Source organism: Pedobacter agri PB92 (assembly GCF_000258495.1).
GTDB classification, from domain to species: Bacteria; Bacteroidota; Bacteroidia; order Sphingobacteriales; family Sphingobacteriaceae; genus Pedobacter; species Pedobacter agri.
The window spans coordinates 1-20,935 of sequence record NZ_AJLG01000086.1; the positions used below are offsets into that span (position 1 = coordinate 1).

General features: G+C 39.6%; 16 protein-coding genes. All 16 read right to left on the reverse strand.

All coding sequences use genetic code 11. The annotated features are described in order from the left end of the window. Positions 1-18: 18 nt before the first annotated feature. A complete protein-coding gene (ftsZ, locus tag ON09_RS13465) occupies positions 19-1,446 on the reverse strand; it encodes a cell division protein FtsZ (RefSeq protein WP_051010217.1) in 1,428 nt (475 codons plus the stop codon). Positions 1,447-1,577: 131 nt separating this feature from the next. Further along, positions 1,578-2,936, reverse strand: coding sequence for a cell division protein FtsA (gene ftsA, locus ON09_RS13470; protein WP_010601591.1), 1,359 nt, complete (start codon positions 2,934-2,936; stop codon positions 1,578-1,580). 5 nt (positions 2,937-2,941) lie between these two features. After that, complete coding sequence (locus tag ON09_RS13475) at positions 2,942-4,120, reverse strand: cell division protein FtsQ/DivIB (RefSeq protein ID WP_010601592.1); 1,179 nt, start codon at positions 4,118-4,120, stop codon at positions 2,942-2,944. After that, positions 4,113-5,078, reverse strand: coding sequence for a UDP-N-acetylmuramate--L-alanine ligase (locus ON09_RS13480; RefSeq protein ID WP_316927805.1), 966 nt, complete (start codon positions 5,076-5,078; stop codon positions 4,113-4,115). Before ON09_RS13480 ends, ON09_RS13475 begins: the two co-directional genes overlap by 8 nt. A 61-nt stretch (positions 5,079-5,139) precedes the next feature. Continuing rightward, positions 5,140-5,469, reverse strand: a complete 330-nt coding sequence (locus tag ON09_RS26660) for a Mur ligase domain-containing protein (protein WP_316927806.1) — start codon at positions 5,467-5,469, stop codon at positions 5,140-5,142. Positions 5,470-5,607: 138 nt separating this feature from the next. Further along, positions 5,608-6,714 carry an undecaprenyldiphospho-muramoylpentapeptide beta-N-acetylglucosaminyltransferase gene (gene murG / locus ON09_RS13485; RefSeq protein ID WP_010601593.1) on the reverse strand — a complete coding sequence of 369 codons (1,107 nt, stop codon included), beginning with the start codon at positions 6,712-6,714 and terminating at the stop codon, positions 5,608-5,610. A 117-nt stretch (positions 6,715-6,831) separates the two neighbouring features. Next, positions 6,832-8,025, reverse strand: coding sequence for an FtsW/RodA/SpoVE family cell cycle protein (locus tag ON09_RS13490; protein ID WP_010601594.1), 1,194 nt, complete (start codon positions 8,023-8,025; stop codon positions 6,832-6,834). A 13-nt stretch (positions 8,026-8,038) separates the two neighbouring features. Continuing rightward, positions 8,039-9,430 (reverse strand): UDP-N-acetylmuramoyl-L-alanine--D-glutamate ligase, encoded by a 1,392-nt coding sequence (gene murD / locus ON09_RS13495; RefSeq protein WP_010601595.1) that lies wholly within the window; start codon positions 9,428-9,430, stop codon positions 8,039-8,041. 57 nt (positions 9,431-9,487) lie between these two features. Continuing rightward, positions 9,488-10,735: a phospho-N-acetylmuramoyl-pentapeptide-transferase gene (mraY, locus tag ON09_RS13500; protein WP_010601596.1), complete on the reverse strand. Its 1,248-nt coding sequence runs from the start codon at positions 10,733-10,735 to the stop codon at positions 9,488-9,490. Then, complete coding sequence (locus ON09_RS13505; RefSeq protein WP_010601597.1) at positions 10,735-12,192, reverse strand: UDP-N-acetylmuramoyl-L-alanyl-D-glutamate--2,6-diaminopimelate ligase; 1,458 nt, start codon at positions 12,190-12,192, stop codon at positions 10,735-10,737. The genes mraY and ON09_RS13505 overlap by 1 nt, the downstream gene beginning before the upstream one ends. Positions 12,193-12,270: 78 nt before the next feature. After that, positions 12,271-14,367 carry a penicillin-binding protein gene (locus ON09_RS13510; RefSeq protein WP_010601598.1) on the reverse strand — a complete coding sequence of 699 codons (2,097 nt, stop codon included), beginning with the start codon at positions 14,365-14,367 and terminating at the stop codon, positions 12,271-12,273. Continuing rightward, entirely contained in the window at positions 14,357-14,782 is a 426-nt protein-coding gene (locus tag ON09_RS13515) for an FtsL-like putative cell division protein (RefSeq protein WP_010601599.1), read from the reverse strand. The genes ON09_RS13510 and ON09_RS13515 overlap by 11 nt, the downstream gene beginning before the upstream one ends. After that, positions 14,779-15,684 (reverse strand): 16S rRNA (cytosine(1402)-N(4))-methyltransferase RsmH, encoded by a 906-nt coding sequence (rsmH, locus tag ON09_RS13520; RefSeq protein WP_010601600.1) that lies wholly within the window; start codon positions 15,682-15,684, stop codon positions 14,779-14,781. The genes ON09_RS13515 and rsmH overlap by 4 nt, the downstream gene beginning before the upstream one ends. After that, complete coding sequence (gene mraZ, locus ON09_RS13525; RefSeq protein WP_010601601.1) at positions 15,674-16,141, reverse strand: division/cell wall cluster transcriptional repressor MraZ; 468 nt, start codon at positions 16,139-16,141, stop codon at positions 15,674-15,676. The genes rsmH and mraZ overlap by 11 nt, the downstream gene beginning before the upstream one ends. Positions 16,142-16,582: 441 nt before the next feature. Then, the gene (locus ON09_RS13530; protein ID WP_010601602.1) at positions 16,583-17,491 is read right to left on the reverse strand and encodes a hypothetical protein; all 909 of its coding nucleotides are present in this window, start codon (positions 17,489-17,491) and stop codon (positions 16,583-16,585) included. A gap of 248 nt (positions 17,492-17,739) precedes the next feature. Next, positions 17,740-20,935: DUF7507 domain-containing protein (locus ON09_RS24280; RefSeq protein ID WP_010601603.1), on the reverse strand; the 3,196-nt coding region annotated here is incomplete at its 5' end.

Sequence of the window (20,935 nt, forward strand, 5' to 3'; positions counted from 1 at the left end):
ACGTACACACTAAATCTTTTAAACGTAAATACGTTCTTTAGATTTTTTCAATTGTTCCTCCATCGATTCATCATTTTTATCATCATCTAAACCGACAACAGGAATTTCAGGTTCTGGCTCTGGCGCTGGTGTAGGTGCAGGTTGTGCTACCGGGGTTTCGAAAACAAAATTAGTTTCAGCTAACTTCACCTCAAATTCATATCCAGTTTCCTGTGGCTCTTCCACCTGTGGTTCTTCCTCTACCAAAGTATGGCGAATGATATTATTTTCTGGTTCCTGAACTTTCTGAGCTTCCGCTTTTGCGAACATTCCACCAAAAAGATCTGCTTGTGAAACTTCTTCTTTCGCTTTCATTACAGGTTCGTAACTTGGCGCCGCTTTTGGCTGTATGAACGAGTTTACTGGCTCCACCGGACGAACCAACGGTGCTTCTTCAGGCGTTAACAAAGAGATTTTCTTCTTGTTTTTTTCCTCGTGAACACGTTCTTCTGAAGTTTGGAAACCGGTAGCAATAATGGTTACCGATAGTTTATCTTCCAAAGATTCATCTGTACAGTTACCCCAGATTAAATCAGCAGATAATCCTGCCTTTTCCTGAATGTAATCTGTAATAATCGAAACTTCATCCATAGTAACCTCACGGGCACCAGAACTGATGTTCAATAAAATATAACGGGCACCTTCGATTTCATTATCTTTCAATAAAGGAGAAGCTAATGCACCTTCAACGGCTTGTAAAGCCCGGTCATCACCTTCAGCAGCATGACTACCCATAATGGCCACACCACTCTCTTTCATCACGGTGCGCACATCTTTAAAATCCACGTTGATATATCCCGGAACCGTAATAATCTCTGCGATACCTTTTGCAGCTGTAGTTAAGATATCATCAGCCTGTCCAAATGCAGAACCTAAGGTCAGGTTACCGAAAATTTCACGCAATCTGTCATTAGAAATCACAAGATAAGAATCTACGTATTTCTTAAGTTCCTCCAATCCTTCATCAGCCTGAAGCCTACGTCTTTTTCCTTCGAAAGAAAAAGGCGTGGTAATGATTGCAACAGTTAAAATATCAAGTTCTTTAGCAGCTTTGGCAATAATTGGCGATGCACCTGTACCTGTACCACCACCCATTCCTGCTGTAATAAAAAGCATTTTGGTTGTACTGCCCAGCATGGCTTTAATATCATCAATATTCTCTATTGCTGAGTTTTTTCCAACCTCAGGGATAGATCCAGCACCCATTCCTTCAGTTAAACTAGCGCCTAGTTGCACCTTGTTAGGGATAGGACTAGACTCTAAAGCCTGCGCATCTGTATTACAAATAATAAAATCTACACCAGTAATACCCGACAGGTACATATGGTTTACTGCGTTGCCGCCACCGCCTCCAACACCAATTACTTTGATGATTGACGACTTATCTTTTAACATTTCGAACTGCATATCTTTATGAATCAGTTGTTTAAAAAGTTTTAAATTCTGTTCATTACTCAACGTAATATTAACACTTTTTCAACAGACGTTTTCCACAAGTGTTAAGAATGTGGAAAACTCATCTTTTGTTGAAAAATAACTTAGCTTTTTAGATAATCTTCATCACTAACATTCATATCATCCTGAATGAAAGTTTTAGTTTTAGCCAGTAACTTATCAAATAAACCTGGTCCGCGTTTTTCTTTTTCTTTAACGGTTTTTGGTTTTTCTACGTACACGCCTGGCTGTTTCATTTCTTCAATCAGCTCTTCAGCTTTCTGAATTCCCTTAATCAGCAGGCCAACACTTGTAGCATACATCGGGCTTTTTAAATCATCATAAATCGCCTTAGGCATATCTTCGTATTTAGATAAATGCTCATTTGGATAACCAATACGACAATCTAAACCTGTAACATATTCAACTGCCTGTGATAAGTGCTTCAATAAGGCACCACCACCGGTGATTACGATTCCACCTATTAGTTTTTTCTCGTATCCTGAAGATTTGATTTCGTAGTAAACATGTTCGATAATCTCTTCCATACGGGCCTGGATGACATAAGCTAGGTTTTTGACAGAGATTTCTTTTGGCTCTCGACCACGAAGACCTGGGACACAGATGATTTCATTCTCTTTGTTTTCTTCTGCCAAAGCTGAACCGAAACGTGTTTTTAAAAGCTCTGCCTGATTACGCATTACGGAGCAGCCCTCTCTGATATCTTCGGTAACACTGTTTCCTCCAAACGGGATTACTGCAGTGTGGCGAATAATTCCCTCATGGAAAATAGCAATATCTGTAGTACCCCCACCAATATCAACCAATGCAATACCAGCTTCTTTTTCTTCATCGCTCAACACCGATTCAGAAGATGCCAATGGCTCAAGAATCAAGTCCTGAGTTTGTAAACCAGCATTGTTTACACATTTGATAATGTTTTTTACCGCAGTAACCTGACCAGAAATAATGTGGAAGTTAGCCTCAAGGCGTACCCCAGCCATACCAATCGGATCTTTAATGCCCGGTTCATTGTCAATTGTAAATTCTTGCGGCAATACATGAATAATCTCCTCACCCGGAGGCATGACCAGTTTGAACATATCGTCGATCAACTTGTCGATATCTTTTTTACCGATTTCGTTGTTCAATTCTCTTCTTGTTAAAATCCCTCTGTGTTGCAGGCTTTTGATATGCTGTCCTGCAATCCCCACATTTACCACCTGTATTTCTACGTTGGATTGTCCGCTTGCCACTTCAACTGCCTGAGCAATGCCCTGAACAGTTTTTTGAATGTTAGAAACCACACCTCGTGTTACACCCGCCGATTCCGCCTTTCCTATTCCTAAAATTTCTATCTTACCGTGCTGGGTTCTACGACCAACGATAACACATATTTTTGTAGTACCGATATCCAATCCTACTACAATGGGCGACTGACTGGTAAATTTTGCCTTGTCCATATTCGTTAATTTTGTTGAGTTTTATATTGTTTTTCTAGGGATCTGATTTCTTTTTCTCTTTCTAACTTAAGCTGTGCAGCAGTTTTGGTTTTCTTTTTATCTGCAACAACCGAAGTCGTTTGTTTTTTATCCGCAGGTTTTGATTCCTTTGGTTTAGTCGCAGCGCTTGCTGCTGGTTTACTCTCTTTCGGTTTAGCGGCTTCTGGCTTCTTCACCTCCACCTTTTTAGCTTCAGCTTTTTTTTGTTCTGGTTTTTTAACCGTTTCAACTTTTTTAGGCGCAACTTTGGCAGTTTGTTCGCTAACAGTTTTTCCAATTACCGCATTGATCAAAGAGTCGGAAACTTTTTGTTGTATTCTCAAACTATCAGCTGACGAAATTGTTTTTGGTCTTCTGGCAATTTCAGTAGAATCTCTTTTCTCACAAACAATTTGGTTGGTATATTTAATATTAATTGTGCGGTAAGTATCCCATCCAACCTGTGGCATTGCCTTTTTGTAAAACAACAATAAATTGGTCATTTTCTTTTCCAATGAATCAGCATCACCTAAAATAATACGCTGATTGCCTACCCTGGGGATCAATTCAATATCATCTTTACCATCTACAACAATCTGTTCAATCTGTGAATCCCATAAGGTATCCCTTTTTATAAACAGCGCAGCTTTGTACAGATCACGAGCCAGCTGAGTATGAAGCGTATCAACCCGGCTTCCAAAAACCTCGGTAATATTTCCTGTAGCTACCAGAACATTTGCGGTGAAGTTTGACGATATTGGCATTTTTAATCCATCATTGTCAATGTAAAAATCCTGACCGTTATTGTTTAATATCCTTACTACAGGCTGTCTTTGTTTTACTTCGATATGCAATACCCCATCCATCTCTACATAAACCTTCGCAAAAGCGATATAAGGATTAGACTGTAATTTCTTTTCAATCTGATGAATGTTGATGCGTTCAATATTTCTACCCAGCAATACCCCCTGATCTTCTCTTAAAATGGCATCAATTTCTTCGCGTTCAATAAAATTATCGGCTCCCGGGATGAGTATCTTAACATCGGTACATTTTACCGTTTGCTTTTTAACATTGATGAAACTTAAAAGCACCACCACACCTGCCAGACTAATCAGCCAGGCAAAGCCAGTAAATATTGCGCTCCAGTTAATCCTTTTAAGCATTGTTTAATATATTTTTCAGTGGATCGATAATGGTATCAATGTCTCCGGCTCCAACCGTTAAAATTAATTCAGGTTTGGCATCCTTAACATATTGAACCACAAAATCTTTTCCACATACTTTTTTATTTTCTAAAGTAATTTTATCAAGCAAAAACGTTGAATTTATCCCCTGCAAAGGCAATTCCCTGGCCGGATATATTTCCAACAACAGCAGTTCATCGGCTGTGCTTAAAACTTTCGCAAACTCATCGGCAAAATCACGGGTACGCGTAAACAAGTGCGGCTGGAAAATGACCGTCAGTTTTTTATCAGGATAAAGTTGACGAACAGCGTGAAAACAGGCGCTCAGTTCTTCCGGATGATGCGCATAGTCATCAATATAAATTTGGCTTCCGTTGTTTACAATGTATTCGAAGCGGCGCTTTACACCTTTAAAGTTTGCTACCGCCTGTTTCACTTTTTCAGCTGCGATACCTAACTTTAATGCAATGGCGATGGCAACGGTTGTATTTTCTACATTGTGTTTGCCTGGCAACATTAAACTAATGTCGTTGATTTCGGCAGTATCATCTTTGTAGTCAAAAACAAACTTCGCCCCTTCCACTCTTATATTCTCCGCTTTTGCATTCGCGGTAGCACTTGCTGCATAGCTGACGCTATGATCTAAAGGCAATCCTTCATGAGCGTATAAAGTTCCGTTTTCTTTCAACTGACCAGCATACAAACGAAAGGACTCCTCCAGATGAGATTTGTCACCATAAATATCCAAATGGTCTGCATCCATCGAGGTAACCACCGCAATATCCGGATGTAACGTGAGGAACGAGCGATCATATTCATCTGCCTCAACAACTACTACATTGTTTTTCCCAAACAGCACGTTGCTATTATAATTGCTCGTGATGCCGCCTAAAAATGCCGTACAATCGTAGCCAGTATCTTTTAATATATGTGCCACGATTGATGAGGTGGTTGTTTTGCCATGTGTACCGGCTATACCGATGCAAAACATCCCTTTACTAATGATGCCTAAAACTTCTGAACGTTTTTTTTAAGCTGAAGCCTTTATCTCTAAAATGGTTTAATATTTTCGAATCTTTTGGAATGGCGGGCGTATAAACAATTAAAGTATCCTCATGATGATCTAGAAAAGCACAAGGCAAGGCAGATGATTCATCGAGATAGGTGATTAAGATTCCTTCTTGTTCAAGCGCTTCGGTAAGTTTCGTTCTGGTTTTATCATAACCACAAACTACCTGACCGCGTTTGGCAAAATAACGTGCAAGCGCACTCATGCCGATACCACCGATACCCACAAAAAATACTCTGTTTATTTTACCTAATTCCATTTTTATTTAAGCTAAAAGTAGAAAGAGCAAAGTTTAAAGCTTTTCTTTCTATCGTTTATTATATTTTGTTGCTTTAAGATTGCTTCGGACCTCGCAATGACAGATTGTCGATTTCGCTTTAGTCTTCCGCTCTATTCTCTAAGCTTTTATCAGTTTCAACACCTCACCAGCGATAATCTCATCTGCCTCCGGCAAAGCCATTTTTCCAAGATTTTCAGATAATTTTTCACACTGTTCTTTGTTACCTAAAAGTTCCAGGGCTTCTTTTACCAGGGTGTCTTCAGCAGAACGATCATTAATCAGCAAGGCTGCGCCGTTTTTAACCAATGCCATAGCATTTTTAGTTTGATGATCTTCTGCCACATTTGGCGAAGGCACCAGAATAACCGGCTTTTTGATCAGGCAAAGTTCAGCAATTGTTCCCGCCCCTGCCCGGCTAATAATGACATCAGCTGCCGCATAAGCCAGATCCATTTTATTTAAAAACTCCAGGATACGAACATTTGGATGGTACTCCATTCCCAGCCGTTCAATAATTCCTTTATAATAATACTTACCGGTTTGCCACACCACCTGCACATCATGTGCGATGATCTCTGGCAAATGTTTTTCAATTGCTTTATTTAAAGTACCTGCACCTAAACTACCGCCGGTTACCATAATGGTTTTCTTCAGTGGGTCGAGTTTTAAAAGCTCTGCCCCTGCATGGTGTTTGCCTTTGATATCAACCACTTCCTTGCGAACCGGATTACCCGTTTTCAGGATGCGGTCTGCCGGAAAAAACTGATCCATTTCATCAAAAGCCACACAAATTTTGGATGCTTTTCTGCCCAGCCATTTATTGGTTACACCTGCATAAGAATTCTGCTCCTGGATCAGATATGGAATTCCTTTTAACGATGCTGCATATAATAATGGTCCGGAGGCGTAACCACCCACACCTACCACTGCATCAGGTTTAAAATCGGCTATAATCTGGATTGCTCTGCGAACGCTTCCTATTACCTTAAACGGCAAAGCAAGGTTCTTTACTATCGAACCTCTTTGCATGCCACTGATGTTTAAACCAATGATCTTATATCCGGCTGCCGGAACTTTTTCCATTTCCATGCGACCGTTTGCACCCACAAACAAAATTTCACAAGCGGGCACCAAGCGCTTTAGCGCATTGGCTATGGCTACGGCGGGGAAAATATGCCCGCCAGTGCCACCACCTGATATGATAATTTTTGGGGAATTATTCATTTGTTTTTTAATTATTTTGAAATTAACCTATTGTCCTTGCGAGGTACGAAGCAATCTCATTTGATATATTTATTTAATAGTTGGTCCCGTCATGCTTCCTCGCATAGACGGCTAACCCTAACCAAACGCGGGTATCTCTCCAACAATTATTTTATTTTTTACTTTTTCTTTTTCTTCTTTTATTGCTGATCCGGCATTTTCTTCTACATCTCTGCTCACACTTAAAATAATACCAAAAGCTACACTGGTAAAAATCATCGAGGTTCCACCCATACTTACCAGTGGCAAGGGAACTCCGGTGACTGGACCAAGACCAACTGCAACCGCCATGTTTGCAAAAGCCTGAATGGTTAAACTGAAGCTCAACCCAGCTGCTAATAACGCCCCGAACGCCTTGGGGGCCCGGGTCACTATTTTGATACATCGGTATAAAAGCACCAGGTAAAGTACCATGATTATAATTCCTCCCAGTGTCCCCCATTCTTCAATAATAATGGCGAAAATAAAATCGGAATACGGGTGTGGTAGGAAATTTCTTTGCGTACTGTTACCTGGCCCTTTACCAAAAACCCCTCCAGTGGCCAAAGCAATTTTTGCCTGATCTGCCTGAAAAGTTTTATCTGAATGTTGCATTTCCGGATGCAAAAATGTATTAATACGCGACATATAGGTTTTTCTTCTCGGACCTAAGAAGAAAACGAACATGAGTAATATAAATCCTCCGGCACAAACAATAGCAATCTGTTTGATACTGATACGCCCGATGATTAATAATAAAATACTTACGCCAAATAACATCAATGCGGTAGAAAGGTTGGCTAATGCAATTAAAACAAACACCACACAAACTGAACCCATAATCGGAAGGAAAGATTCCCTCACGTTTTTGATGTTTTCCTGCTTTTTGGTTAGCATTCGTGCTAAGAAAGTAATCAATGCCAGTTTTGCCAAATCGGAAGTTTGGAACGTTAAACCTATTACCGGAATTTTAACCCAACGCGATGCATCATTTAAATTTGTACCAAATATCAACGTGTAAACCAATAGCGGTACCGTTACAATCATCAATATTTTAGATATACCTGCATAATACCGATAATCCAATAAATGGGCAATGTAAATCATTCCAATACCCATCAATACAAAAATGAGGTGTTTGGTTAGCAGTAATTTTTCTACCGCCTCCCCTTTTTTATACGCTAAAGTTCCTGTGGCACTGTAAACCGCCATCACAGATATAAGCGAAAGCAGGATGATGATCAGCCAGATCCATCTATCGCCTTTAGTTTTATTGAGTAATGCTTGGAACATATTTACCCTCCTTTTATAATTCTCTTACTGCCGCTTTAAACTGGTTGCCGCGGTCTTCATAATTTTTAAACAAATCAAAACTTGCACATGCTGGCGAAAGCAATACCGCATCGCCACGTTTTGCTAAATGGAAAGCAATCTGCGCAGCTTCTTCAGCAGAGAAAGTATTAACAATAACTTCTACGTCATCTTCGAAAGCATCATGAATACGTTTATTATCCTTACCCAGGCAAACAATCGCCTTCACTTTGCTCTTCACCAAATCTTTCAGCATATTGTAGTCGTTGCCTTTGTCCACCCCGCCCATAATCAGCACCACATCACTTGTCATGCTCTCCAGTGCATACCAGGTAGAGTTCACATTGGTTGCCTTGCTGTCATTGATAAAATCAATACCCGAAATCTTGGCCACGTGTTCTAACCTATGCTCAATATTTTTGAAATTGCCCATGCTTTCGCGAATGGTGTCATTTCTTAACTCTAAAACCTTCGCTACAATGCCCGAAGCCATGGAGTTGTAAATGTTGTGCTTGCCTTGCAAGGCTAAATCTGAAATAGACATGGTTAGTTCTTTATTTGGTTCTGTAAGGATGTGTATTGTATTCTCTTCTAAATAAGCACCTGTATCGATGTTTTTGGTAATCGAAAAAGGGAATGTTTTTGCCAAAGGGCTGATATTTGCTAATGCCTTTAAACTTTCTTCATCATCAGCGCAATAGATAAAAACATCATCAGCTTTCTGATTTTGGATAATGCGCATTTTTGATGCAGCATAATTCTCCAGTTTATAATCGTAGCGATCTAAATGATCAGGAGTGATATTTAAAAGGACAGCGATATCTGCTTTGAAATCGAACATATCATCAAGCATAAAACTCGAAATTTCAAGTACATAATAATCATAGCTTTCTGCTGCAACCTGGGCTGCAAAGCTATGGCCAATATTGCCTGCTAAACTTACATTCAATCCTGCATTTTTTAAGATGTGATAGGTAAGTAAGCTGGTGGTCGACTTTCCGTTCGATCCGGTAATGCAGATCATTTTGGCATCGGTATAGCGAGCGGCAAATTCAATCTCCGAAATTACCGGTGTACCTTGAGCAACCAATTTTTTAACAATCGGAGCCGTGGCAGGAATGCCCGGACTTTTGATTACCTGTGTGGCATTTAGAATAAGTTCTTCCGTATGCTTTTCTGATTCAAAAGGAATATTTAGCTTTTCCAATGCCAACTTATATTGGTCTGCAATGATTCCAAAATCTGAAACAAAAACATCAAATCCTTTCTGCTGCGCCAATTTAGCTGCACCCACACCGCTTTCACCAGCACCTAAAATAACAACACGGCCCTGCCCTGCCCTTGCTGGCGGAGTGGTGCTGGTTATATTATTCTGATTGGTGCTCATGAGCTCTTCTATTTACTTTAAGTTTATAACTTTTAACTTTCTACTTTAAACTTTCCTTTATCTTAATTTCAATGTGACAACCGTAATAATCGCCAGCATAATCCCGATAATCCAGAAACGGGTAACAATTTTTGCTTCGTGATAACCTTTCTTCTGATAATGGTGGTGAAGCGGAGACATTAAAAATATTCTTCGTCCTTCGCCAAACTTTTTCTTGGTGTATTTGAAATAGGAAACCTGCATGATCACCGAAACGAGTTCAACTAAAAAAACACCACACAACACCGGAATTAAAAGCTCTTTACGAATCATCAATGCAAATGAGGCAATGATCCCTCCGATAGCCAGGCTCCCGGTATCACCCATAAAAATTTGGGCTGGATAAGAATTATACCAAAGAAAGCCTACACATGAACCCACAAAAGCACCGGCAAAAATCAGCAGCTCACCCGAATTGGGGATATACATGATATTAAGGTAGTCGGCCATTACAGTATTACCTGATACATAGGCCAAAATGCCCAACGTGATTCCTATTACTGCAGAGGTTCCTGTAGCCAAGCCATCAATACCATCAGTAATATTGGCGCCGTTTGATACCGCAGTAATAATAAACACGGTAAACAGGATGAAAACCAGAAATGCATATTTCTGATAATCGCCACCTAAAAACTTAAATACCTTCGCATAATCGAACTCATTGTTCTTATAAAATGGCATATTGGTTTTGGTTGACTTTACATCCTGTGTATAGTAAAAAGTTTCCCCTTTCTGACGCAATACCATAGGTACAGTTGATGTTGGTTTTACGTCATCCTGAACGGTTTCCCTTACTACAATATTAGGATGAAAATACATGGTACAGCCTACAATTAAACCTAGACCAACCTGTCCTACTACTTTAAAACGGCCCGCTAAACCTTCTTTATTTTTCTTAAATACTTTGATATAATCGTCTAAGAAACCCACGGCGCCCATCCAAACGGTCGTAATGATCATCAGGATCACATACACATTTGTAATGTTGGCAAATAATAAGGTTGGAATTAAAATACCCAACAAAATGATGATTCCACCCATTGTTGGTGTACCTTGCTTTTGCATCTGGCCTTCTAAGCCCAAATTCCGCACGGTTTCACCAACTTGCTTTTTATGAAGAAAATCAATTAACCTGCGGCCATAAACCGTAGTGATCACAAGTGATAAAATAATGGATATTGAGGCACGGAAAGTGATGTACTGGAACAACCTTAATCCAGGAATATCGTAATGCTTATGCAGGTATTCAAATAATAAATATAACATTAGCTGTTTGGGTTTAGTTGTTCAAGTAAAATTTCCTTATCATCAAAATGGTTCCTTACTCCATTGATCTCCTGGTATTTCTCATGACCTTTACCGGCCACCAAAATAATATCACCACTTTGTGCCAGATGGCAAGCGGTTTTTATTGCTTCTCTCCTATCTAAAATGGATAATGTTTTACGTTTATTGCTTGGCGATACACCGGCCTCCATGTCTGCAATAATACTTTGTGGATCTTCCGTTCTTGGATTATCTGAAGTTAAGATCACTTTATCGCTCCAATCGCAAGCCACCTGTGCCATCACCGGACGTTTAGTTTTATCACGATCTCCGCCACAGCCAATCACCGTAATCACCTGTTCCGTTCCTTTACGAATATTGGCAATTGTACTCAACACATTCTGAACTGCATCAGGCGTATGTGCATAGTCAACAATGCCTATAATTTTATTTTCAGAAGTAATATAATCAAACCTTCCCTCTGCGCCTGTTAAGCGGCTGAGAAGGGTCAGCACTTTCAATTTGTCTTGCTCAAGCAAAATCGCTGTTCCGTAAACGGCCAATAAATTATAAGCATTAAAGGAACCTACCAGCTTAAAGAACACCTCTTCATTATCAATATCCAGATGTAAACCACTAAACTGGTTTTCAATAATTTTAGCTTTGAAATCAGCAAGTTGCTTTAATGCATAGGTTTTTTTATGTGCCTTTGTATTCTGCAACATTACCATGCCGTTTTTATCGTCGCTGTTGGTTAAAGCAAAAGCCGATTTCGGAAGGATATCAAAAAAGGTTTTTTTCGCCTTCAGATAACTATCAAAGGTTTTGTGGAAGTCAAGATGATCATGCGTAATATTGGAAAACACACCTCCAAAAAAAGTTAAGCCTTCAATCCGGTGTTGTGAAACCGCATGAGAACTTACTTCCATAAAACAATAATCGCAGCCCGCATTTACCATCTTGCTCAAAAGTTCATTTAAAGCAATCGGATTTGGTGTGGTATGCGTTGCCGGAACAACAGTATCATTAATATAATTTTCAACTGTTGACAAAAGGCCTGTTTTATATCCTAAATCCCTGAAGAGTTTAAATAAAATGGTTGCAATGGTCGTTTTACCATTTGTTCCGGTAATTCCGATCAATTTTAAGTCTGCTGATGGATTACCAAAATAATTACCCGCCATAATACCCAGGGCCACTGAAGTATTTTCTACCTTGATGTAAGTCACCGTAAAATCGTGTACTTCTGGTAAATTTTCACAAATAATTACGGATGCACCCTGAGCGATTGTTTGTTCAATAAACTGATGCCCGTCAGCCAGCGTTCCAACCACAGCAAAAAAGACATCGTCTTTCCCGACTTTACGCGAATCAAAGTTCAGGGCATTGATTTCCCTATCGGTTTTCCCAACCAATTCTTTAATCGTGATGCCGTAAAGTAACTCCTGTAATTGCATTTTAATATCAAGTAGCGAGTAACAAGCATTTAGACTTTTACTCTATTATTATTTATCTCCAATCCTGACTCCGGACTTCTAATTCAATTCTATCTGTACACCTAATCCTTTTCCTACCCGGGTGCCTGCAGCTATCGATTGGCTTGTAACCTTGCCCGATCCAATCACTTTGGTTTTTAAACCTGCATTACCCAATAGGTACAAGGCATCTTTTAATCCCATACCAGAAACGTTAGGCATTACACCTTTACGTTCCGTATTTTCCTGGAAAACTTCACCTACACTGGTATCAACGATGTTGTAATATTCCGACTTGGAAGCAAAAAGCGGCTTAAACCCAAATGCTTTATAAACTTTTTGAGTGGCTTTGCTTTGTCCGGCTTTGGTTGGAGGATTACCCGTGTTACCCACTAAACGTGTTGGCACATCATTGTACATCTGCATGTCGCTGGCGTAAATTCTATCTGCCACCTCTCTAAACACCGGACCAGAAACCAGGGCACCGTAATAACCACCTTTAGGATCGTTAATTACGACAATCATAGAATATTTTGGCTTTTCTGCTGGAAAATAACCCACGAATGAAGCCTGATATTGTTTTTTCGCCCGATAACCTTTGTTCGCGTCAGCAACTTGCGCAGTACCCGTTTTACCGGCTATTTTATATAGTGGATTATGTACATATTGTTTTCCACTTCCTTCAGTTACTACCCCCTCCAACATGCTTCTTATTTTACTAAGCGTCACATCAGAACAAATCTTATCATTGATTACTCTCGCCTTAAACTGCTCAATGGGATTTCCCAACCTTCTAATCTCTTTAACAAAGATTGGTGCTACGTACCTGCCATTATTGGCTACCGCATTATAAAATGAAAGCATTTTTAACGGCGTCAACTGCATTTCATACCCATAAGCCATTTGAGGCAATGTCATTTTTCCCCAGCTTTTGTTTGAAGGGTTTTTGATTACCGGTTTCGCTTCACCGGGAATTTGTAACTCCAGTTTTTCATTTAAATGCCAGTCGTACAAATGATCCGTAAACTTTCTGGGATTAGCACCGTATTTACTATTGATCAAATAAGCGATCGCCGCATTGGACGACTGCTCAAAAGCTTTTTTCACGGTTACCACGCCAATACTTCCATGAGAATCTTTAATCATGTGACCAGGAATTTTATAATTTCCGGTTCCCACCATCAAGTTGGTATCAATCAGCTCGTCTTCCAGCAAAGCCATGTAAGAGGCCAGCTTAAAAGTTGAGCCCGGATCCTGATTTCCAGCAATGGCATAATTAAATTTCTCTTTATAAATACCCTCTTCTACCTTTGAGAAATTAGCGACTGCTCTGATTTCTCCGGTAGCCACTTCCATCACAATTACAGCACCATGGTCTGCATCATACTTGATTAACTGTTTTTCCAGAGCACTTTGAGCCAGATCCTGCATATTCACATCAATAGTTGAAATGATATCTGCTCCATCTTTTGGTGCAACCTCTGCCTCTTCGTTTACAGGAATATAAACACCTCCGGCAATACGCTGCATCAATCTTTTTCCAGTTTCTCCGTTAATGTATTCTTTATAAGCACCTTCTAAACCCACACCATTCGCTACGTTTTCATTTTTGTAACCAATGGTACGGGCAGCCAATGCCTGAAAAGGAAGAATTCTTTTATTCTGCTGAACAGCGATTAATCCACCACTGAATTTACCAATATTATAAAGCGGAAAAGTTCTGATGGTTTTTAAATCAGAATAACCAACCTTACGGTGAATCAATAAATAACGGGCACTATCCTGGCGGCCTTTTCTTAGGTAACGAGCATAATCTTTTGCTGATTTATCCTGAAAAATCTGCGCTAATTTAATTCCCAGTGAATCGACTTTTTCATTAAAAACCTTATCATCAGCAATGCCGCCGGCGAACATATCCATACGGAGTTCATATTCCGGAACAGAAGTTGCCAGCAAGCTCCCATCGTTGGAATAAATGTTTCCACGGGTAGCCTCTACATTAACATAACGGGTAGATAAACTATCCGCCATTGCTCTCCATTTTTTACCTTGTACAAACTGCACCTGACCGAGGCGTAAAAACACCGCCAAAGCAAAAAGCACAATTAAGCCAAATGCCAGATATACACGAAGCAAGATGTTTGCTCTAATATTCATCGCTTTTAACAATTATTTTTTTTGGTGGTTCAATTAATTCTTTAATTCCGAGCGTATCTACCTTTTTGGCTACTTCTGTCAGTTTACTTTTAAACATCAGCTCTGCCTTTAAGGACTTATACTCCCATCTCAACTCTTTAACTTCTTTATTCAGCTTATCAATACTGCGCACATTATTTACAGCAAAATGGCTGTTAGCGATGTAAATCATCCCCAAAAAAGCCAGGAAACACAAATAAGGCAAAGCATCGGTTGCCGCCTCTTTTGATACCAACTTATCGTTAAACAACCTGGAGATGAACGAATTGCTATCCATTTTCTCCTCAGCTGTACGCGGTTTTTTGGGCACAGCTTTTAGCTCCGGTTCAGGTCCGATCTCTTCCTCTTCTTCTACCTCTTCTCTGAACTTATTCATATCTTTTCCGCTATTCTAAGTTTCGCACTGCGAGCCCTGTTATTTTGCACAATTTCTTCATCAGTTGCTACAATAGCCTTACGCGTAATCACGTTAAATGGCTTTTGCTGGTTTCCAAAAAAATCTTTTTCTACCTCACCCTGAAACTTACCTTTTGCCATAAAATTTTTCACCGGGCGATCTTCTAAAGAGTGATAAGACATCACCACTAAACGGCCACCCGGTTTTAATACCTCAGATGCCTGCTGAAGAAAATCTTCTAACACCTGTATCTCGGCATTTACCTCAATACGCAATGCCTGAAACACTTGCGCCAGGTACTTATTTTCTTTTCCTTTTGGGATATGTGCTGAAATTGCTGACTTCAAACTATCGATATCTGTAAAAGGTTGATCAAGGCGAGCAGTAACAATGGCGCGAGCCAGTGATTTCGCATTTTTTACCTCTCCGTAAATTCCAAAAAGCTTATGTAATTTATCTTCCGAATAAGTATTCAGCACATGAGCTGCTGTAAGATCACGGTACTGATCCATGCGCATATCTAAATCTGCATTGGAGCGAATAGAAAATCCACGTGCCGGCACATCGAACTGATGAGAAGATACACCCAGATCAGCCAAAATGCCATCCACCTGCCTGAAACCCTTTAAGCGAAGATTATTTTTTAAGAAGCCAAAATTCTGATCGATAAAAATAAAACGATCATCAGCAGGAATATTTGCTTGCGCATCAGGATCCTGATCAAAAGCAATTAAAACGCCTTTTGGACCAAGATGCTTTAATATTTCTCTTGAATGTCCGCCACCACCAAAGGTAACATCCACATAAACACCATCAGGTTTAATATTTAAGCCATCAATACAAGGCTTAAGCATTACTGGAACATGGTAATTATTCGCCATCAGCACCTCCTTTCTTACTACCCATTACTTTTTGCGCCAGGTTAGCAAAGTTTTCAGGCACGTCGTCGAAAATATCCTCGTATGATTTTTTATCCCAAACCTCAATACGATCTAACTGACAAGCCAAAACCAGATCACTTGCGATACCCGCATATTCTGTTAAAGATTTTGGCAATAGTACGCGTCCGGCAGCATCCAGTGAGATTTCAGTAGCTCCACGCGTGAATGCTCTTACAAACCTCCTGTTTTCCTCATCGTAGATATTCAGTTTGGCCAGATCTGCCACTACAGCATCCCAAACATTTTTTGGATAAATAACTAGATTTTTTTCAAAACCCCGATTGATAATAAGTCCCTCATTCTCCGCATTAGGCAATTGTTTCTTAAGCGCAGCAGGCACCATAAGGCGTCCCTTTGCGTCAAGTTTACAATCGAATTCTCCTAAAAGTTGGGTCATAGTGGTCTTTACACTTTTTATCAAGTGTAAAAGTAAAGAGTTCTACCACTTTTTACCACTTTTTACCACAAAAAAGTTTTCCACATCCTTTTTGTCCCATTTGACCCACGAAATGAGACTAATTTAGAAAATAGTCTACTACAAACACGAGCTTAAACACTGATAATTAAGCGTTTCCAATCAAGCATTTTACAAGTGGGAGAAAATCCCAAATTTTACAGCGGTGGGAGAAATAGTTCATGAGGCAGTGATATGCGGGGTCAAAGTTATGAAAAAAGCTTAGTAGCATGGGTAATGTAAAAATGATGGTTCCTCCATCAATATCGTAAGCAAATTAATAATGCCTCTCCATTTTCATTTTGATTCTAAGTGTCATAAAAAAAAGCCTTGCTCCATTCTGGGAGCAAGGCTAATTAGCGTTATGTTTTATTAAAATATTACCTAATTACCGATTCCGAAATATTTTTGTACCGCCTGATAGTCCTTTAAATCTAGTTTATTTTCTTTAGCCAGGGAAACCGCTGTTCCGCCAGGAATAATGACGTAACGATATTGTAATAAAGTAGATAGCGCAACTGAGTTGGAATTATCTGCACTGAACCGGGTAAAGGTAAATCTTCCAAATCGTGGAACATAACTTATTGTATTAAGCTTTCCTCCGGCATAAGAGTTATAGGGTAATGGAAAAACTCCGCCACCAAAAGTAAAATAAACCTGTATGTTAGCTGAATTTAAAACAGTGGTGCTTAACGCCGGAGCAGCCAGATCGGCTATTCTCAGCGCCGAATTATCTATTGTGGTATCTCTGAAATTTTTCGCATAGTTCCAGCCCGAATAAATAACATTAGCCGTTCCCCTTAGCGGTAATGCTACTCCCCAACCCGTATCAGTTTTAGGTCCGTAAAGGTTGTAACTGGTTTTATCGAGGTAATAATCACCTACTGTTCCAAGATCAGCAGGCGGCGTAACCGTTCCACTCAAAATTTTACTTCCAGGGGCACCGTTGGTTCCATTGGTGCCGTTCGTTCCGTTAGCTCCTGTAGCGCCGGTAGCTCCCGTAGCACCAGTTTGGCCTATTGCACCTTTCATGGAAAAAGGAGTTCCCCATCCATCTGCCTTTTTAGGACCATAAAAATTACTGGATGTGAGATCGAGATAGAAATCACCCACCCTACCCAAACCTGCTTCTGGTCCGCCGTTACCGCTTAAAACCGTACTGCCAGCAGGTCCGGCAATGCCTTGTTCTCCCTGAATACCTTGCTGTGCAATTTCTTTTTTGCAGCTAAAAAACACGCATAAAGCTACTGCAAGTAAAATGGAGCTGATTTTAAAAAATGAATTTGTTTTCATATGAAATTGAGTTTAGTTTACTGAACTGCTGTTGGGAACTATCCCTATCGTTTTCTGAACTAAACCTATGAATGTAACAGCACAAAATAACTGTAAGTGAGCAGGTTGAGGGATTGAATTAGCAAAGACAGCTTTTCAATGAGCGAAGACAGAACATCAGTCTCTTAAAATAGAAAAGCCTTCCTCCAGTATTGATGGAGGAAGGCTTATAAAATGTTACTGTACAAAAAAAATTATTGAATAAGGGATTAGTTTTTAAAGTTTCTAATCAAAGTGATAAACCCTTTGTGGATTTCGAATTGGTTAGATCCAGGTTTCTGAACCCGCAATAAATAATAATATGTTCCTTCATTCAGTCCTTCCCCGCTCCAATTATTTTGGTAGTTTTTAGTGCGAAATACCTCATTACCCCAGCGATTGACAATCGTTAGTTCATTCGATTGGTAGAGCGATAATCCCCTTATTTCAAAGACATCATTCCTACCATCACCATTTGGTGTAAATAGGTTAGGGATTGTCAATCGAACAATTTCTTTTAAATTTGTTGCACTATTATTAACTATAATAGGGTCAATTTCAGCAGCTTTTACCGTTGCAGTATTCGTGATTGTTCCATAAACCGTTGCTCTTACGCTCAAATTTAAAGTAATCGTTTCACCCGCATTTAAAACAGGTGTTGTCCAAATTACACTGTTATCTGCCAGTTGATAATCTGCAGTTCCTGCACTGGTGTGATGGGAAACATAAACTAAGCCTGCTGGCAACATATCAGTTACCACTACCGAATTAGCCGTAAATAAACCATCGTTTTTAACCGCAATTTCATACTCAAATACATCATTAAGACCAGTTAGTAGGTTATGATTAGACTTTTTGGTAATACTCAGGTCGTTTCTGATTTGTGGCGCCAGTGCATTTGTTGTTAAAACATCATCAGTCCTGATTAAGTCTGGCGTTGCGCTACTTACTCCAACCGTATTCGATAAAGGTAATTTAGAAGTCGGCGATGTTTTAACAGTAACTTCATAAACTACCACTGCACCATCTGGCAATAAAGGGATGGTTTGATTTAAATTACCTGTACCTGATGTTGCTGGTAAAGTAACTCCAGTTGCCGTTGCCGTCCATTTTGTAATAGCCGTTTCTAATGGAGCATTATCTAGTACGTTTACATTTACCGCAGCACTCGGACCGCGGTTAGTCATGGTGATTAAAAACACGACTTCCTCTCCAGGGATATAAGATGATTGATTTGGATTTTTTAACTGTTTTACCGTTACAATATTTGCTCTAGGCGTAATATAAACTATGGTGGCGTCATCGGGTTGTACTGTGGTCGGATCATCTGATTTTGGATCAGTAACTGTATTGCTTAAAGGATCTTTTGCATTTACACTTGCCTGATTACTAAACAGACCACTATTAACTTCGGCTTGTGTTAAAGTATGTTTAGCTGTTATGGTTGCACTTGCACCAGGTAAAATTAATGGAACCACTGCCGGCTGAATACTTCCGGCATCTGCGCCGGCATCTACCACCATTACATTGGTTAAGGTTACATTACCTGTATTTTTCGCAATCAAAATATAGTTAATAACATCACCTGCCTTAACGCCAGAATTATCTGCTTCTTTGGTTAAAACAATAGAAGCAGTGGAACCAATGGTAACTATAGTTGGATCATTAGCAGCAATCGTATTTGGATCGTCAGATACTTGATTGATTTTATGTCCCTTAGGATCATAAGCTAACACATTCGCTTGATTACTAAAACGTCCGCTATTCACTTCAGCTTGCGTTAGAGTATGTTTTGCAGTTACGGTAACCATTGCCCCAGGTAATAAATTTGCTATTGTTGATGGCGAGATACTGCCTGCGTCTGCTCCACCATCCGTAATCGCCAGATTACTTAAGGTTATATTTCCTGTGTTTCTAACAATTAAGGTATAGTTAATTACATCACCAGCTTTTGATACTCCATTTAATGCTGTTTTAGTAAACAACATGGATGGCGCAGCCAAAATGGGGGTAACTGTCGCATCGTCAAGAACTGTTGTAGCCGGATCATCAGATAACAAATCAGAAACTGTTACATTTTGCGGATTTTTACCACTTGCACTTGCTTGATTACTGAAACTTCCAAAATCAACTTCCGTTTGAGTTAAAGTGTGCTTAGCTTTTAGTGTTGCACTTTCGCCAGGTAATAATATAGAAATACTTGATGGCAAAATACTTCCCGCATCTGCTTTCGCATCGGTGACAGCCACATTAGTTAAAGTAACAGTACCCGTATTTTTAACGATTAACGTATAATTAATTACATCGCCGGTTTTACTCACTGCATGATCTGCAACTTTCGTTAACTGCAACCCTGCCGTTGCATTTACAGCAACAACTGTTGGATTATCATTTGCAGCTTCAGTTCCGGATATATCTGTTGTATCATTGCCAGCTGCCGATTTGGAATTTACTGAAGCAGTATTGGTTACCGACCCTAAGTCTTTATCTGTCTGGGTTAAATTATAAATTTCAGTAGTGATTACGTTTGCTCCAACAGCTAAAGTTCCTGGTATGGGTTTGTTTAATCCAAGTTTAGCATCAACCAAGACAATATTATTTAAGGCTACTTCACCTATATTTGTAATGGTAAAAGTGTAATTAATGCTTTTTCCGTCGGCACTGATCATACCGGATTTGACTAACGTTACCTTACCTTTTAAAATTGGTGTCGTAACGGTTGCGGTATTGTTAGTTACATTTGGATCAATTGTCCCGGTTGCTGAATTTACAGTTGCCGTATTACTGATGTTGCTTTGCGCATAGGCGGAATTAATCCTTCCTTCTACAATCAAAGAAACTGTCTCTCCTGCTAAAAAATCTGCTGCAACAGTAAAAGTTTGATTAGCCGGATTGTAGCTCCCTCCGTTAGCAGTATAAATTGTATGATCTAATCCTGCCGGGATATTTTCTACTAAGCCAATAGCTTTCCCAGCCAAAATGGTAGCTGGACCATTGTTTTTAATTGTTATAGTGTAACTGATATTTTCATTCAACTCCACTCCTGTTTTGTTCGCCGTTTTAGTGACTGATAAATCAGTAATCCATTCAGGTACCACCACCATAATTGTAGCACTAGATTTTTTTGCACCATCTAATTTATCTACAATTTCATAAGTCAAGGTGTAAGTTCCAGGTAAAGTACCGGAGGTGACATTTACTTTTCCGGTCGTAATATCAATATTAACATTTGGACTTGAAGTTGTTAGTTGGTTGATCATCACATTGCTTAAGCTCGCAGCAATGTTTCCGTTATAAGTGTCGTTTGCGAGAATATTTGCCACTGCAACGCCACCTGTAAATCCATCTATATTTCCATTATCCGCAACCGCAGTAATTGTTCCTGTGGTAACTGTGATGGTTACGCTTGCAATCTTAAACTGACCA